Annotated in this window: 14 protein-coding genes; 7 read left to right on the top strand and 7 right to left on the bottom strand. The window is 56.9% G+C overall.

The window, feature by feature from the left end; genetic code table 11:
* Positions 1 to 42 precede the first annotated feature (42 nt).
* Together ACA073_RS07210 and ACA073_RS07205 are read left to right on the top strand one after the other, a co-directional pair.
* The gene (locus tag ACA073_RS07210) at positions 43 to 354 is read left to right on the top strand and encodes an Mpo1-like protein (protein WP_497402675.1); all 312 of its coding nucleotides are present in this window, start codon (positions 43 to 45) and stop codon (positions 352 to 354) included.
* 98 nt (positions 355 to 452) lie between these two features.
* Positions 453 to 1,043, top strand: coding sequence for an HD domain-containing protein (locus ACA073_RS07205; protein ID WP_497402673.1), 591 nt, complete (start codon positions 453 to 455; stop codon positions 1,041 to 1,043).
* Positions 1,044 to 1,190: 147 nt separating this feature from the next.
* On the opposite strand, the gene ACA073_RS07200 is transcribed toward ACA073_RS07205, so the two are convergent.
* Positions 1,191 to 2,006: a UDP-2,3-diacylglucosamine diphosphatase gene (locus ACA073_RS07200; RefSeq protein ID WP_084320514.1), complete on the bottom strand. Its 816-nt coding sequence runs from the start codon at positions 2,004 to 2,006 to the stop codon at positions 1,191 to 1,193.
* 136 nt (positions 2,007 to 2,142) lie between these two features.
* On the opposite strand from ACA073_RS07200, the gene ACA073_RS07195 reads away from it, so the two are divergent.
* The gene (locus ACA073_RS07195; RefSeq protein ID WP_497402671.1) at positions 2,143 to 2,901 is read left to right on the top strand and encodes a helix-turn-helix transcriptional regulator; all 759 of its coding nucleotides are present in this window, start codon (positions 2,143 to 2,145) and stop codon (positions 2,899 to 2,901) included.
* Between the two features lie 156 nt (positions 2,902 to 3,057).
* Positions 3,058 to 3,951 carry a DMT family transporter gene (locus ACA073_RS07190; protein ID WP_497402669.1) on the top strand — a complete coding sequence of 298 codons (894 nt, stop codon included), beginning with the start codon at positions 3,058 to 3,060 and terminating at the stop codon, positions 3,949 to 3,951.
* On the opposite strand, the gene ACA073_RS07185 is transcribed toward ACA073_RS07190, so the two are convergent.
* From ACA073_RS07185 to recQ, 4 genes are all read right to left on the bottom strand, one after another.
* Positions 3,945 to 4,232 carry an Rdx family protein gene (locus tag ACA073_RS07185; RefSeq protein ID WP_461951378.1) on the bottom strand — a complete coding sequence of 96 codons (288 nt, stop codon included), beginning with the start codon at positions 4,230 to 4,232 and terminating at the stop codon, positions 3,945 to 3,947. The genes ACA073_RS07190 and ACA073_RS07185 overlap by 7 nt on opposite strands.
* A gap of 45 nt (positions 4,233 to 4,277) precedes the next feature.
* A complete protein-coding gene (locus ACA073_RS07180; protein ID WP_497402667.1) occupies positions 4,278 to 6,041 on the bottom strand; it encodes a motility hub landmark protein FimV in 1,764 nt (587 codons plus the stop codon).
* Positions 6,042 to 6,169: 128 nt separating this feature from the next.
* Positions 6,170 to 6,604, bottom strand: a complete 435-nt coding sequence (locus ACA073_RS07175; RefSeq protein ID WP_497402665.1) for a MarR family transcriptional regulator — start codon at positions 6,602 to 6,604, stop codon at positions 6,170 to 6,172.
* Between the two features lie 131 nt (positions 6,605 to 6,735).
* Positions 6,736 to 8,862 (bottom strand): DNA helicase RecQ, encoded by a 2,127-nt coding sequence (gene recQ / locus ACA073_RS07170; protein ID WP_497402663.1) that lies wholly within the window; start codon positions 8,860 to 8,862, stop codon positions 6,736 to 6,738.
* A gap of 413 nt (positions 8,863 to 9,275) precedes the next feature.
* Here recQ and ACA073_RS07165 point away from each other — a divergent pair, with 413 nt between their 5' ends.
* The 3 genes from ACA073_RS07165 to ACA073_RS07155 all read left to right on the top strand — a co-directional run bounded on the left by ACA073_RS07165 (position 9,276) and on the right by ACA073_RS07155 (position 11,905).
* Entirely contained in the window at positions 9,276 to 9,863 is a 588-nt protein-coding gene (locus tag ACA073_RS07165) for a UPF0149 family protein (RefSeq protein WP_262164422.1), read from the top strand.
* Positions 9,864 to 9,873: 10 nt separating this feature from the next.
* A complete protein-coding gene (locus ACA073_RS07160) occupies positions 9,874 to 10,269 on the top strand; it encodes a YbaN family protein (RefSeq protein ID WP_497402661.1) in 396 nt (131 codons plus the stop codon).
* 187 nt (positions 10,270 to 10,456) lie between these two features.
* Positions 10,457 to 11,905: a carboxypeptidase-like regulatory domain-containing protein gene (locus tag ACA073_RS07155; RefSeq protein WP_497402659.1), complete on the top strand. Its 1,449-nt coding sequence runs from the start codon at positions 10,457 to 10,459 to the stop codon at positions 11,903 to 11,905.
* Between the two features lie 90 nt (positions 11,906 to 11,995).
* Here the strand turns inward: ACA073_RS07155 and ACA073_RS07150 are convergent, their stop codons facing one another.
* Both ACA073_RS07150 and ACA073_RS07145 read right to left on the bottom strand, forming a co-directional pair.
* A complete protein-coding gene (locus ACA073_RS07150) occupies positions 11,996 to 14,275 on the bottom strand; it encodes an autotransporter outer membrane beta-barrel domain-containing protein (protein ID WP_497402657.1) in 2,280 nt (759 codons plus the stop codon).
* A 210-nt stretch (positions 14,276 to 14,485) separates the two neighbouring features.
* Complete coding sequence (locus tag ACA073_RS07145; RefSeq protein ID WP_497402655.1) at positions 14,486 to 16,462, bottom strand: DUF4249 domain-containing protein; 1,977 nt, start codon at positions 16,460 to 16,462, stop codon at positions 14,486 to 14,488.
* Between the last annotated feature and the right edge of the window lie 299 nt (positions 16,463 to 16,761).

Raw genomic sequence — 16,761 nt, 5'->3', positions numbered from 1 at the left:
GAACAACTTGCAATCAGAACAATAAACACAGAGATCGCAGTCGTGGAAAACATCAAACGTTTCAACAGCTTCGCCGAGTTCTACCCGTATTACCTGAGTGAACACAGCAACAGTACCTGTCGACGATTGCACTTTATCGGCACGACACTGGTTATTTTCATTCTGGCCCTGACCATCGGCAAAGGGGCCTGGCTATGGCTGCTGGCCGTTCCGCTGGCCGGCTACAGCTTCGCCTGGGTCGGGCATTTCTTCTTTGAAAAGAACCGTCCTGCGACTTTTCAACATCCGTTTTACAGCCTGCTCGGCGATTTCGTCATGTACCGCGACATGATTCTGGGCCGCGTGCCGTTCTAGGCCCGATTTGCCAGCAATGCGTCCTGCGCAGTCAGTGCGCAAATGGATACAGGTCGTACACTGAAAAAATCCCTTTCGACCAGACAAGAGGATAGCCGATGAATGCCAATGCCCGTTTCACCCACATGCAGGACGGCACGCAGGAAGACTGGGCGATCATCGCCGCCGACTTCGGTGCCTATGCGAAGCAATTGCCGACACGGATTGTGGCGCACCTGAAACTGCTGGAGGGTGATTTTGGCGGCTTCCCGGTGGATCGTCTGACCCATTCCCTGCAAACCGCCAGCCGTGCCTGGCGCGATGGCCGCGACGAAGAGTACGTGGTGTGCGCCCTGCTTCACGACATCGGCGACACCTTGGGCTCCTACAACCACCCGGACATCGCGGCAGCGATCCTCAAGCCATTCGTTAGCGCCGAGAATCTGTGGATAGTGGAGAAACACGGGATCTTCCAGGGGTACTACTTTTTCCATCACCTGGGCATGGATCGGCATTTGCGCGAGCAGTTCAGCGCTCATCCGCAGTATCAGGCGACCATCGAATTCTGCGCGAAGTACGATGCGGCGGCGTTTGATCCGGCTTACGAGACATTACCGCTGAGTTTCTTCGAGCCGATGATGGAGCGGTTGTTTACGGAGCCGAAGAGCTCGATTTACAGGGCGGCGATGGAAGAACACGCGCCGGCCTGACAGATCCAGCGGGACCGCTTCGCGGTCCATTCGCGAGCAAGCCCGCTCCCACATTTGATCTTCTGTGAACACAGGTTTTGTGACCACCTTGGATCAAATGTGGGAGCGGGCTTGCTCGCGAAGAGGCCGGCTCAAACACCCAAAATGTTATGCGGGTTCTGCGATTTTAATGGCTTTCAACTCCGCCTCCCGCGCCTGGGCATCCGCCAACCGGTACAACTCGATCGAGCCATCCCAATGCTCGATCAGCGCCGTGCACGACTCCACCCAATCCCCGCAATTGAGGTAATCCACTTCGCCGACCTTGCGAATCTCGGCATGGTGAATGTGCCCGCACACCACCCCGTGCAATTCGCGTTTGACGCATTCGTGGGCGATGGCTTCTTCGAAGTCGCTGATGAAACTGACCGCGGTTTTCACCTTGTGCTTGAGGTACGCGGACAGCGACCAGTAACCGTAGCCGTAACGGGCACGCCAGTGGTTGAGCCAGCGGTTGAGGGTCAAGGTGAATTCGTAGGCCGAGTCGCCGAGGAAGGCCAGCCAGCGGTGATAGCGGGTGATCACGTCAAACTGGTCACCATGGATCACCAGCAAATGGCGGCCATCGGCGGTCACGTGCACGGCTTCGTCCACCAATTGAATGTTGCCCAGAATCAGCTTCGAATAACGGCGCAGGAATTCATCATGGTTGCCGGTGACGTAGATCACCTCGGTGCCGCGCTTGCTCATGGTCAACAGGCGACGGATCACGTTGGTGTGCGCCTGAGGCCAGTACATCCCGCTGCGCAGTTTCCAGCCGTCGATGATGTCGCCGACCAGGTAGATCTTGTCCGCGTGGTAGCCCTTGAGAAACTGCGACAAGTGCTCGGCCTGGCAATCCCGGGTGCCTAGATGCACATCGGAAATCCATAGGGTCCGCACACGTTGCTTACGGCTGGGTTTGGCGAGCTCGGCGCTGGTCATGGGCAACCCTCTGCGATATTTTTTGCAAGCTTGCGCCGGTCCGGTTAATTGCCCATGACAGTGACAAGTCAGTCCTGTGACAACGCGTTGGAGCGACCCCGGTGTAGACTGACGGCCTTACTCGGGAGACCCTGCGATGAGACCGATCCTCACGCTACGCCAATACACTCACGACCTGATCGTCCACAGCCATGACCACGCGCAACTGGTGTTCGGCCTCTCGGGCGCGCTGGATTTCGAGGTCGACGGGCGTGGCAGTCAGGTGGTTCAGCAGAGTTTCGTGGTCGTCCCGTCCGGATTCCATCATGCCTGTGGCAGCGCCAATGGCAGCCGCTGCCTGGTGCTGGACGTGCCGAGCGATCAATGGGTGGCTCAGTCCCTTGGCGAGCACGCCGACGCCAGCCGTCGTTTACTCGACAACGCAGGGCGCCTGCCGCTGGATGCCGGGCAAAGCCAATTGGTGAACTGGCTGGCGAGCAGTCAGGTCAGCGACCCCTTGATTGCGCAACAAGGTGCGGTGCTGTTGTTGGCCAGCCTCAACAATGCCAGACCCGATGTGATGGGCGGTCGGCGTCTTCCCTACGCCGCGTTGAATACACACATCGATCAGTACGCGGCCTATCCGCTGCAAGTCGCCGATCTGGCGCGCATCGCCGGCCTGTCCAGCGCTCGGCTGCATGCGCGGTTTGTCGCGGAATGCGGACAGACGCCGATGGACTACATTCGCAGTCGTCGTTTGCACATGGCCGTGAGCATGTTGCGGGATTCGGCGTTGCCCGTTGGCGAGATTGCCAGTCGGGTTGGCTACAGTTCGCAAAGTGCATTTTCAGCGGCGGTGTTGCGGGAGTTTGGTGCCTCCCCCGGGAAATTGCGGCGCGAGGCTGGCAACAAATGACAATAGTCTCGCGACAGACAGACCCCGCTTTACACGCTTCAATGTAGGAGCTGCCGAAGGCTGCGATCTTTTGATTTTGTTTTTCAGGATCAAAATCAAAAGATCGCAGCCTGCGGCAGCTCCTACGCCTCTGTTCGTTTGTTGTTAAGGATTGCAATGACTCCCCGTTCCGCCCTTGGCGCCCTGCATATCGGCGCACTGATGTTTGGCCTGACCGGTGTGTTTGGCAAACTCGCCGCTGCCTCCCCCGCCGTCATCGTCTTCGGCCGTGCAGCGTTTGCCGTGCTCGCCCTCGCCGTTTTCGCGCGGTTCGCCAGTCAGACGCGCTGGCAGAAACTGCACGCCGTGGACTGGCGTCGCCTGCTGCTCAGCGGGTTGTTGCTGGCCGGGCACTGGGTGAGTTTTTTCATTGCGGTGAAAGTCGCGGGCGTAGCGATCGCGACCCTGGGTTTCGCCAGTTTCCCGGCGTTTACGGTGATCCTGGAAGGGCTGATTTTCCGCGAGCGCATTCGCGCCAATGAAATACTCCTGGTGGTGTTGGTGAGTGTCGGACTGGTGCTGGTCACGCCTGACTTCGATCTGGCCAGCGGCGCCACCACCGGCCTGTTGTGGGCGGTGGGCTCCGGATTGCTGTTTTCACTACTGTCCCTGACCAACCGCGCCAGTTCCGGACGAATTCCGCCGGTACAGGCCGCGCTGTGCCAGAACGTGGTGGTCGCGTTGTGCCTGCTGCCGGTGGCGGCGCCACAGTTGAGCGAAGTCCGCGCCATCGACTGGCTGTGGATCGGCCTGCTCGGGGTGTTCTGCACCGGCGTCGCTCACAGCCTGTTCGTCGCCAGCCTCGCGGTGATCAAGGCGCGAACCGCCGCCGTGGTGTTCGCGCTGGAGCCGGTTTACGGCATCACCGTGGCCTGGCTGCTGTTCGATGAAAACCCGACGCTGCGCATGCTGATCGGCGGTGCCTTGATCATCGTGGCGATTGTGGTGTCCAGCAGGCTATCGGGCGCTTCAAGCAAAAAAGTAGTCGCTGCCGAAGCCGCGTCTCACTGAGTGCGGTCGTTGTGCCCAAGGTCGCGGTCCGGATCGATCTGATCGCGGACCCGCTGCTTCAGCACCTTGGCCTCCGGGAAACCGCCGTCCGCCTTGCGCTCCCAGATCTGCACATCGTTACAGAAAATGTGAAACACGCCACCGGTGCCAGGCACCAGCGACACTTTGCCCAAATCATCGCCAAAGGTACTGAGCAGTTCTTGCGCCAACCACGCGGCACGCAACAGCCATTGGCACTGCGTGCAGTAGGTGATGACGATTTCCGGTTTGTGCGTGGTCATGACGGGCGAAACTCCTGAGCCAGAGGGCGTCGCCATGATAAAGCGTCAGCGGATACCGGCCAACAATGTCCGCGCAGTCTGCTTGAGCGGCTCATCGCCGTCCTTGAGCAACTCGTTGAGCAGCTCGATGGCACTCTCCAGATCGCCGTCATCGATGCAGGTCTGGGCCTGTTCCAGTTTACCTGCGTTGGTCGGTTCCCCCGGTTCCAGGTTCAGAGGCTCAAGTTCGAGTGACTGACCGGCATCACTGAATTCATCGAGAAAATCGTCGTCCAGAGTCTGTGAGTCCGGTTCGGCTATCCATTCCAGCTCGGGCTCGTCCAGGGTCGGTTCTTCAGGCATATCCGACAGATCAGGCAACACGTGCAGGTTCGAGGTGAATACGGGCTCCACGACCTCAGGTGGTTTGTCCGAGGGATGAGTGCTTTCGAACGGACTGACCAGATCCCAACTCGAATCCATCGACAGGTCATCCAGATTCAGCTGGAATTCGTCGCCGGGCGCTGCTTCGGATTTCACCGGTGTTGTGATGGCTGCCGCAGCAGCCACGGGCACCGCATTCTCCAGTTTCGGGTAGCGGGCACGGATGTCCTGAAGTTGCTGAGCATCGAACCCGGCGTCACGCAGGCTGTTTTCCTGCGCGTCATAGGCTGGCCCATCCCCTTGCTTGCCGAGGACTTCCATCAATTGCACGGCCAGGTCCGTACGTTGTGGCTCCTTCTCCAAGGCATCACGCAACAAGCCCGCCGCTTCGGAAAAACGGCCATAGGCCAGATAGATGCCCACGCCTTCCAGCACATCGCCTGACGGTGTCTCGTCATGACGATCGGGGGCAGGTTTCGGCGGGGTGGGCTTCGCTGACGGCTCCTCGGTTTGATTGAGCACCGGCTCATGTCGCGACGGCAAAACGGGACGATCTGCAGCCAGGACCTGAACCTGCTGTCGTTGGCGGCGGCGGAGAACGAACAGTCCCACCAACAGCAATGCCACCAACGCCGACAACCCGGCTATCAGCGGCCAGTCGGACGTCTCGGGCTCTTGTACCGCGACCGGGGCTGGCGCCACCGCTGGCGGCGTAACCGGGGGCGCTTGCTGGATCTCCACCAACCGGGTTTCCAGTTCGATTATCTGTTTTTTCTGGCCGGCGACCTGCTCGTCCCGGGCCTGAAGTTTCGCGTTCAGCTCGTCGACGGATGTTTGCAGTTGCTGGTTTTGCAGCACGCTGGCGGCCAATTGCTCGGCGACGGGATCAACGACCGGTGCAACGGTGGGTTCAACTGCAGAGGCAGTTTTCTTCGCGGCGGATGGCGGTGCAGTGGCCGGTTGGACGCTCGGGAATGGAGAGTGCGGAGAGCTGGCGACCGCTTCGTCGGCAACCGGCACGATTCCCGGCGTACCCGGCGGATCGATCAGCACCGTGTACTCGCGTAGCACACGCCCATTGGGCTGATTGAGCTGCACGAGAAAATTCAGGAAAGGCTCGTCGACCACTTTGCTGGAGCTCACCCGGATCAGGCTCTGGTTGCCCCTCAGGATTGGCGTGAACTTCAGGTCATTGAGAAAGAACACCCGCTCGACGCCGGCGCGACTGAATTCGTCAGCGGCCGCCAGACTGACGGACAGATCGCCCTCCTCCAGACCCGCAGCATCCACCAGGGCGATATCGGCACGCAGCGGTTGATTCAATGCCGAATGCACGGTGATTTCACCCAGCCCCAGCGCGGGCGCCAATGCCGAGTAGGTCACAGCCCCGCTGGCCAGAAGCAGCCTGGCGCACCACCGCAATACAACGTGCCAACTCGTGAGCATGAGCATCCCTTATATAACCAGAACCAACCGGTGCGTGTTCGCACATCCGGTACGAACACGATATTGCCTAGTAGTTCTTTATAGTCTGCCCAACGGGGTATCTCAAAAAGCTTACACCCGGTTATGCCTCAAGATTTTTCCAGGTTGGCCAGAATGTGCCCGTGAACACGCATGCAGACCTTCAACTCCGCCTCGTCAACACCATCAAACAGCTCGTGGCGCAGTTGAGTGGCGATGGTTTCAATTTGTTCGATCAGGGGACGGGCCGGGGCGCAGAGGACAATTTTTTTCGCCCGGCGGTCTTCCACCACGGCTTGGCGCTGGACGAGGCCCTGGCTTTCCAGACTGTCGAGCAGTCGCGCCAGGGTCGGCCCTTCGACGCCGACGCTTTGCGCCAGTTCACGCTGGGTCGGCGCCTCCTCGAAACGTGCCAGGTGCAGCAGCACCAGCCAGCGCGCCTGGGACAAACCCAGGCCGGCCAGACGGCGGTCCAGTTCAGCACGCCAGCCGCGCGACATCTGGGCCAGTTGCATGCCAAATCGGTGTTGATCGGTTAACGGCATAAAACACTCATGGTTAGACTGAAATAGAGAAAAACTAATTATTAGTCAGCTAAGCATGACCCTTGGCTTGAGGCAAGGCTTGCTCTGTACTGAATCGTTACACCCATACAACCGTTTTCGGGATTCAGGCTTCAGATCTCGAATTCCGATTGCAGCGCGGCACGTACGCAATACAAAACACCTTCCGGCACGCGACCGGCGAACAGTGCCGCAATCTCCGCCACCGGCGGCAATTCGCCCTCGCCGTCGAGGAACGCATCCTGGACTTCGCCCATCAAGTCTTCGGGCAGGTCCAGCGCCTGTTCCAGCGACAACTGCTGCTTGCCGATGGCCTCGGCGAGCATGGCGTAGACGTTCTTTTCCGAGCATTGCAGTTGACCGGCGATTTGCAGCGGCGTCATGCCGGCGCGAGCGAGGGTGATCAGCTCGTGACGCACATCGGCCACCACTTTCGGCGCCTCGACCTGACCGCCGAGCACTTCGAGGAAGGCCTCGCCGTAACGCTCCAGTTTGCGCGCACCGACGCCGCTGACCGTGGCCATTTCCGACAGCGAGGTCGGCTGGCTGCGGAGCATTTCCAGCAACGTCGAGTCGGGGAAGATGACGTACGGCGGCACACCGTGCTCTTCGGCGAGCTTGCGACGCAGGGCGCGCAAGGCTTCCCACTGCTCGCGCTCTTCGCCACGCACCAGTTGGCTCGCCTGGCTCTTGCTGCTTTTCGCCGTGGTTTGCGGCTTGAGGTCTCGGCGCAATTCCAGGGTCACTTCGCCCTTGAGCAACGGCCGGCAAGTGGCACTGAGGCGCAGGCCACCGTAGCCTTCAAGGTCGATGTCGGCCAGACCACGGGCCACCAGCTGGCGGAACAGGGAGCGCCATTCGCTCTCCCCCATCGACTTGCCGACACCGTATACCGACAGATGCTGATGGCCGAAGCTGCGGACCTTTTCGTTGTCCTTGCCCAGCAACACGTCCACCAGATGGCCGACGCCATAGCGCTGACCGGTGCGGAAGATCGCCGACAGTGCCTGACGCGCCGGCTCGGTGGCATCCCAGGTCTGCACGCCATCGACGCAGTTGTCGCAGTGGCCGCATGGCTCGGGCATGTCTTCGTCGAAATACGCCAGCAGGGTTTGACGACGGCAGCGGGTTTCTTCGCAGAGCGACAGCATGGCGTCGAGCTTGTGCTGCTCCAGACGCTTGTGGCGCTCGTCACCTTCGGAGTTCTGCAGCATCTGCTTGAGCATCACCACGTCTTGCAGGCCGTAAGCCATCCAGGCATCCGCCGGCAGACCGTCACGGCCACCGCGCCCTGTTTCCTGGTAGTAAGCTTCAAGGGATTTCGGCAGGTCGAGGTGAGCAACGAAGCGCACGTTGGGCTTGTCGATGCCCATGCCGAACGCCACGGTGGCGACCATGATCAGGCCTTCCTCGTTGAGGAAGCGTTTCTGGTGGAGCGCTCGCGTTTCGTTGGGCAGGCCGGCGTGGTACGGCAGCGCCGGGAAGCCTTGCTCGCTGAGGAACACCGCCACCTCGTCGACTTTCTTGCGTGACAGGCAGTAAACGATGCCGGCATCGCTGCGCCGCTCGGCGAGGAACGCCAGCAACTGCTTGCGCGGCTGCTCCTTGGGTACGATGCGATAGAAAATGTTCGGCCGGTCGAAGCTCGAGAGGAAGCGCTCGGCATCCTGCAAGTGCAAACGATCGACGATTTCTTCGCGAGTACGCTTGTCCGCCGTCGCGGTCAGGGCAATGCGCGGAACGTTGGGGAACAGCTCCGCCAACTGACCCAGTTGCAGATATTCGCGGCGGAAATCATGGCCCCATTGGGACACGCAATGCGCCTCGTCAATGGCGAACAAAGCGATTTCAAGACTTTGCAGGAACGCCAGCATGCGCGGCTGAACCAGACGCTCGGGCGCGAGATAAAGCATCTTCACTTCACCGCGCTTGATCCGTGCGGCCAGGTCGCGTTGCTGCTCGGCGCTCAGCGTGGAGTTCAACGCAGCGGCGGCGACGCCCAGTTCTTCGAGGGTCGCGACCTGATCGTCCATCAGCGCGATCAGCGGCGACACCACCACCGCCAGGCCTTCGCGCAGCAGCGCCGGCACCTGGAAGCACAAGGATTTGCCACCGCCGGTAGGCATCAGCACCAGAGCGTCACCGCCACTGGCCACGCGCTCAATGATTGCACCCTGACGGCCACGAAAACTGTCGTAGCCGAAGATGTCCTTGAGGACGCGTTGAGCCTGTTCGAGCATAAAAACTCCAAAAATCACCAAAACATCCCTGCAAGGCTGGTTCAGGATCCGCAAGGCTGCACCGACAAATCGTAAGTGCGCATTGCATGACGCTTCACATTTCAGCCGCGACGCCAGCAGGGCATCACAAAACGCGGGAGTATACCCGAGGCCTGTCCGGCAAAGGGCGCCGCTGAGAAGACACACAAAATCCAATATGGCGCAGAACCTGTGGGAGCGGGCTTGCTCGCGAATGCGTTGTGTCAGGCAGCATTAATGTCGACTGACACTCCGCTTTCGCGAGCAAGCCCGCTCCCACAGGCTTTGCGGTGCTCCGCGAGGCCTCTAGGGTTCAAATATCCCGCGCGGCTGGCCTGAGTGCTCAAGAAGGCCTAGAATTCCCGCATCCGTTTAATTCCCAAGGTAGCCCTTTAATGTCCTTCGCTGAGCAACTAACCCGCCTGCAAGTCTTCCTCGACGCCGATGAACTGCATGACGAGGCGCTGGACTACGTGGCCGCCCACGGCTACCTCACTGCGCTGTCGATCTGTTCCGAAAGCGTTCCCGACCGTGAATGGATCGATGCCCTCTTCGCCGAAGAGCCGCATTACGCCGACGACACCGAGCGTGAAGCCATCGAATCCACCCTGCTGGCCCTCAAGGCTCACATCGCTCGCCAACTGGCGTCCGATGAAGAATTCGAACTGCCATGCGACCTCGACCTTGGCGAAGAGCCGGACGATTCCGACCTGCGCGGCTGGTGCATCGGCTTCATGGAAGGCGTGTTCCTGCGCGAAGCGGCCTGGTTCGAAACCGCCGAAGACGAAGTCAGCGAAATGCTGCTGCCGATCATGGTCGGTTCCGGTCTGTTCGACGAACAGCCCGAGTTCTCCGACATCGCGGCCGACCCGAACCTGATGGACGACATGATCGTGCAGATCCCGGAAGCCCTGACCGCGCTGTACCTGCTGTGCAACGCGCCAGACGAAAAACCGGCGATCCTCAAGCCACGTCACCACTAAGGTTCTGCCTATGGACAACCCCATAGGCAACCGCTCCCTGATGTTGCGTTACGGGCTGCTGGCCATCGGCTGGCTGAGCGTAGCGCTGGGGGTGATCGGAATTTTCCTGCCGGTGTTGCCCACCACGCCTTTCCTGCTACTGGCGGCCGCGTGTTTTGCCCGCAGTTCACCGCGCTTTTACAATTGGCTGGTGGAGCATCCACGGCTGGGTCCGTGGATTCGCGATTACCTTGACGGCAACGGCATTCCGCTCAAGGGCAAGGTGTATGCCATTGGTTTGATGTGGGTCAGCATTCTGTTGTCGTGCTACCTGGTGCCCCTGCCGTGGGCACGCGGTTTTATGCTGACCAGCGCGGTGCTGGTGACGGCTTATATTCTTCGGCAGAAGACTTTGCGCAAATCCTGAACTACTTCACCAGCCAAGCTATTTCCTGCTCCCTCACTTCAACAAAAATTTTCCTATTGCTCTAGCGGTACATGGGCCGGATCCATTCGTCGGAAATTCGGAAAAACCTGTTAGTTATGACAGTAGCCAATCTGGCGTTTCCCTCTTTAAATCACTCCGTCCCCCCTAAATGACTGGAGTCATCGCCATGACCGTCAATACCCCGTTTCCCGATGAAACCGCCACTGTGACTATCGAAGATATCCGTGACCGCAATGGCGCGGTCATTGATGAAAACGCAATAACCTATGATTCGACCGTGACAGTTAAGGGCAGGGCTGCACCCGACACTGAACTTGTGTTGCGCGATAGAGTTACCCCATTGACTGAGGTGACAAGCGGCCCAGGCGGGATTTGGACCAAAACGTTTACGCTGCCACTATTCAAATGCGTCGTACTTTCCGCTATAGAAAAAAAAGCCCCCTTTGACTATTCCGGTCCCAGAAGATTGACCGCAGCGACCCTGACACCAATCATTAACACCGTTACAGGTGATGGGAAACCCATTGAAAACGGTGGGGGCTACGATGGCGACGCCGCCGAATTCACCGGCAATGCTCCTCCAAGTGCAATGCTCAAGGTATTTGACGGCGAGACTGAGTTGAGTGAAAAGGCGACGGTTAATGCCTGTGGTCTCTTTAAATTCACCTTGAGCGGGCTGGAAGAAAAAAAATACGAGATCAAGTTCCAGGCACCTGATGGAAAAGAGTCCAGCGTCTTTACCTTTACAAAGGGAGAAGGTGTCCCGCTGAGCATTGATGATGTACTCACTGACGATGACACCAGCGTGCCTGAGGGTGAGAGCACCATTGAGAAAAACCTGACCCTCATCGGCACAGCTGGTGCACTCGCGAAAGTCAAACTCGTGGGTGGGGTTCCCACCCCCGTCGACGTGAAGGCTGACGATAAAGGCAACTGGACGCATCGTTTCGTAAACTTAGCCAACGGACCTTACAGCGTTACCGCAGAAGCAATCGGCAATCGGCTTGCCCCCACAACCCCGCGGACTTTTACTGTAAGAGCCGCTACCGCCGTCACTCTCGTTGACATTACCGACGCTGCAAATAACGTGATTGCAGAGGACAGCACCACTTCCGAAAAATCACTGTTCGTTAATTGCACAGGCGAGAAAGACAAAGAGATCCAGGCTTTCGACGGAGAGACCCTATTGGGTCAAGAAGTCGTGAAGGCAGACGGGACCTGCAAAATCGAAATAGGCCCGCTCTCCAACAAGCCTTACGTAGTTAAAGCCGTAGCTCGTTACCCCGAAGGTGGTGAGTCCAGAACTTACTCATTTACTGTGGAAACAGCCAAGCCATCCGAAATCACCCTTCTCGTTGGCGAGAATAATGAGCAGATCGAAAACGGGGGCGCGACCAAAAGCAAGTGGCTCGTCGTCAGAGGTAAAGCAGCGGCGGGTAAGAGAATGAAATTAAATGGTGCCCCCGTTCCTCCATCAGATGATACAGCCAATGAAAATGGCATATGCGTCCACTTCGTCAGCAAATTGCCCCCTGCCAAGTACACCTTCACCATCCAGGAGTCGGATGGCTCAACCCCAGCGTCCGATGATTACGTAGTTACAGTTTTGCCATAGTGAGACATCTAAAACTGCCAAAAGCCTTCAGTTGATATTTCAGCGACATAAAAAAACCGCCTTCACAGGCGGTTTTTTTATGCGCATCAATCAGAACGCGTAGCTAAACCCCAAGCTCACCGCGAAAGGCGCCTCAAAGCTTTTACCCTTGGCATAATCAAACCCCGCATCCACGCGGATGTTCTTGGACAACGAAACAGCTACCCCGGTACCGATCTCAAAACCGGAGCCAGACAAATCGGTATTAAGATCGTTGCCGTTGACCTGAACGCCGTCTTTATTGGCAAATTCATGAAGCAACGCAACATGAGCATACGGCTGCACGGTCGTGTCGTTGCCAACGTTGAAATTGCGACCAGTAGCGACGCCCAACTTGCCGCGCAACGAGTGCGTACGGTCGCCATCAGCGGCCATCTCATTGTCGAAATCGTACTCTGCGCCGCCGATAACAGCCGCCGATATCTGGGCAAACGGTTTGATGGATACGTCATTATCCAGCTTGATGTTCTGGCCAACCTCGACCAGCGCGCTCACCCCTGAGTTGTTGTAATCGCCCTTGGCACGGGTGCTGTCGCTCAAGCTGACTTTGGATTTATTCCGAAAACGGTTGATCTTGAATACGCCGTTGACGTAAACGCCGTTGTCCGGATTTTGCCAGTTGAAATAAGGACCTGCGAAAACGCTGTCGACCGTCGCGGAAGTACCACCCTTAAGATCAATATCGGCATGGCTGTAACCCGCCAACACACCGACCCGCCACAGGCTGTCACCCAGCCGGGTATCGGCGCCCAGGGAAAGGCCCTGCTGTCGCTGCTGATACCCGACGCCAGAAACATCGGCGACGTTGTACCTGTTGCTGAACGGCCGGATCCAGAAGCCCTGAAGGTTAGCGTTCGATTCCAACTCATCCATGCGCTTTTCCACCGACGTCAGCTCGCCATAAGCAATGGTAGGTGCCGTTTTAAACAATGCCACCACCGATTGCGCACCGGGGCTGATCGTTCTGGAGTACGGGTCCAGGTACCAATCGGTGCCGCCCGCGGCGTTGGTGGAACTGGCCAGCGAATAAGACCAGGCGCCACGGTCCACGCGACCGCCCACCAGCGAGAATGTTGCGCTGCCGGAGTCCATGTGCACCAGCGTCAATTGTTGCGGAGACACGGTATCCTTGCCGGAAGCGCTGACCGCAAGACCGAATTGGCCATTGGCCGCGCCGGCAATGTTCAGGAAGTCACGCTCACCCGTCTCGAAGTCCCCCTTCATGAAAAACGTGCCGCTGCCGTTGAGGCTGCCAAGGTTCAGTTGATAGTAAGTACCCGGCGCACTGGCAGCACCGAAACGTACAATGCCGCCCGCCATGTTCAATGCGCCGACGGTGTCGTTACCGGTCATGATCCATTCCGACTGGTTGATCGACAGATTGCTGACCCCGTCCAGACGCCCGGTAAAGCGTGACTGGTTTCGCAAGTCAAGATTGCCAGTGGAACCGCTTCCGACATTGAAGTCGCCGGTCCATTGAGCACCGTCAAGCGTGAGATTGGCGGTGCTGTTGCCATCCACGTCCACATTGCCTTCCAGAATGCTGCGACCGACCAACATGTTCGCCGTCGAAGCACCTTGCACCTTCAGCAAATTGCCGTCGGCGGCGATCAACCTGGAACCGTTCAATACCTGAATACTGGCGTCGACACCCTGATCGACCAGGATTGCCGGGCCGCTACGGCCTTCGACGCTGGAATTGTCCAGAACCAGCGACGGGTTAGCACCGAGCGGGTCGCTGTCCATCAATACACCCGAAGCATCACCACTGATACGAGTATTGGCTGTGGCACGTACTGTCCCACCCGCAATGATCAAGCCGTAGCTGCCTACGTTTGTTCCTGTCACGTCGCTATCGATGAGTTCGAGTGTGCTGAACGCCGACACAGCCGCACCGGCGTTACCACCTGTGAAGTCACTGTTGGCAGCGGTAACGGTCGAGCCCTGAGTGGATAATGGCGGCCGGTTAAGCACTAACGCCATGGTGTCACTGGAGACTATTGCGCGATCAATGGTCGCCCGACTGCTGTTGATCGTTATACCGGCATTCCCCGGATTACCAACAACGGTCGCGCCGTCAATATTTAAGGTGGAGCCCGATTGGATCTGTACGCTTTGGGTCGTCGCGCCATTGATATTCAGCACACTGTTATTGCGCACCAGGTAATCGATAGATGCATCATTCGAATCGATATCCAGTGTGGCGCCGTTATCAACAATGACCGCTGCCAAAGCGGAGGAACTCATCAATAAAAATGCCGGCATTAGTGCCAGCATGGCGATGGAATCTGTAGCGATGGATAAACGTTTCTTTGTGTTGTCAGTCGTCATGGCTTCATGTCCTGTTCATCGTTACCTCCTCGTCGGTTAACGACAAAGGGAGGACTGTGAGGGGGGCGGACAATAGCGTTTACTCCTACAGAAGGATGTAGGATTAATCTCTGATCACTTGAGGAAAAATCCCCTGACGCCAAGCCAACCCGCAACACAATAAAGACACTATGAAAAAAAAGGAGGCGCCTAAGCGCCTCCATTTTTTGATCAGGGAATTCTGCAGAAATCTCCCCCGGGGCGCTCCATACCTACCCGGAACAAACGTGGTTCAGATGGCGTCGAATAACCGTCCTGTTTGGTAGAAGTGGTAATTTCACACCAACCGTTTTTGATTTTCTCAAAGACGTGATAAGTAAAAAACGCGCTCTTCGCGCTCCCGCTAGCGTCTAATTGTATCTCCACGGTATCTATTGCATCAGGAATGACCAAGCCTGGCACATTGTTGCCGCCGGTATCTTGCGTATTTTCATAACCCTGGACGTGAAACTTAATAATCGAATTCGCGAATTGAGCGCCTCCGGCAAACGTGGCCTCCACCGCCATAGTGCCCAAGTCGCCGTTGTGTTGTAAGGAGCCGCAGTACAACTCTGGACCATCGCCCGCATCACCGGTAATCGCGAAGTTGGCCTGTTCCATAGAGGTAGGATTAATATAAGCCTCTACAAACGTGACATTCGAGCGAATGACTGTGGAATTCAAACTATGAGTCAGATAGTACTCTACACGGGTCTGCTTATTATTACCTCCACCCTTGATATAATCGGACGGAACATCAAACCACATAATAGTGTCATCATCGTGGCTAGCCTCCACCGTAAAGACGCCTCCTTCTGCCTCTTCGATTTCAACGCCGTGAAAGACCAAATGTGCTTGCTCACCCGGTTTATGGTCTTTATGTATTTTAACGAAAGCCTTCGCCCCATGTTCCGAGTCTGCCGTGATCAGGTAGTTAGACCTCGACCTATCTACACCTTGAACCGTGATCAGCTCCAATCTCGGATCAGGCGAGCCTGGCAATCCCGGGTTCTCGGGATCGGGTTGTTCACCTGGTGTTCTTAAATCAATCTTCAATTTTTTGTTGTGTGGCAAACCCGGCGGATAGAGCTTGTCACCGCGCCTGATTTGCCAGTTGAAATCGACTACTTTCTCACCAGCGTTCCCATTGTATAGATACTTGTACAGAAACGTATGGGTATGCGAGCCTCCAGTAAGATCCAATTCCACTGCAGGGAGCTGATTCTCTACGGAGAGCCGCCACTTATCATCAGGTTTATAGTTAAGATAAGCCAGAACTGTATTGACTGGTGTTCGTGCATCTTCGAACAAGATAACACCGTCATCATCATGCAGTTCGACTGTCACCGCCTGGTCCCTTGGGGAAGGAAAGAGTGACACATCAAGTACCAGCAACGGAGACGTTTGACTTACATTGCCTTTACGATCAGTTGCTACCGCATAAACATCAACCTTCCCTTCATCGATCCCGACCAACGCCTTGGTAAGCTTTTCGGTATTCAATGGAACAGCAAGATCAGTGCGCACTATGGTATCTATAAGCGTAGCGCTTGCTGTTGGCTGACCAGACTCTTTAATAAAATATTGAACGATATCGTTAATTTTTGCACCGGTATACGTAGCGGCCAAACTCAACGGCACGAAATTGTTAGTATCAAAAAATTCAGCGGTAATACCCTCATTTTTAATTGGAGCAGGAACGATAACTTCCACCGAAAGGACAGGGGACTCATCGTCGACATTGACGGTTAACGGCAACGAATCATCTCCATTTAAACGATAACCGACGCGGTATTGCACCAAATGTTCGCCTGGTTGGTTTGTCAGACCTGCCGGTATCGTCAACGTTTGTTCAAAAAATGAGTCTTTCAGTGGCGTGGCCTCGGTCAATATGTTTCCTACCGGGGTGCCGTTGAACAGGGCTTGCACTGTGATGGTTGATTCATCTGGATAATCTGCCGTTGGAAATCTTTCAAACTTCAGGTCCATTGCAAGACCTCGATCTCTGGAATGAAGCTGATTGCCCGGGTCGTCCGCCGTCGCTGGCAGTAACACAATTGTTTTTAATGTCGGCGCTGCTATGTCGGCCTGAGCAATACGACGTTTCTTCCTGTAGTTCTGCAATCTCTGTTCTTTTGCGGTTGCGGTTGGCTTTTCAAGGATGGTCATTTCACAGCTCCTTTCAGTCATCGGGCGTTGCGCCCACTTAACGATTCAACGCCCAATCCAAAGTGACCCGGCGCCTGTTCGAGAACCTGATTTGCATTTTCCGCAGCGTTGGATCGGCAGCGCGTTACAGCGGTGATTAGACGGATGTTTTGACTAACCGATGACTCGATTTAAAGGCACTACCAGAAGAATGGCTACTGTCAGAAATCACAGGTTTTGCTACCGCTGGTCGGACACTTCCCTGAACTACGCGCAACAAAAAACCCGCCATCCCTTACACAGGGATGGCGGGTTTTGTG

Source organism: Pseudomonas sp. LBUM1670 (assembly GCF_059695695.1).
The sequence above is the reverse complement of the archived record's forward strand: the minus strand, read 5'-3'. Positions and strand labels throughout refer to the sequence as shown.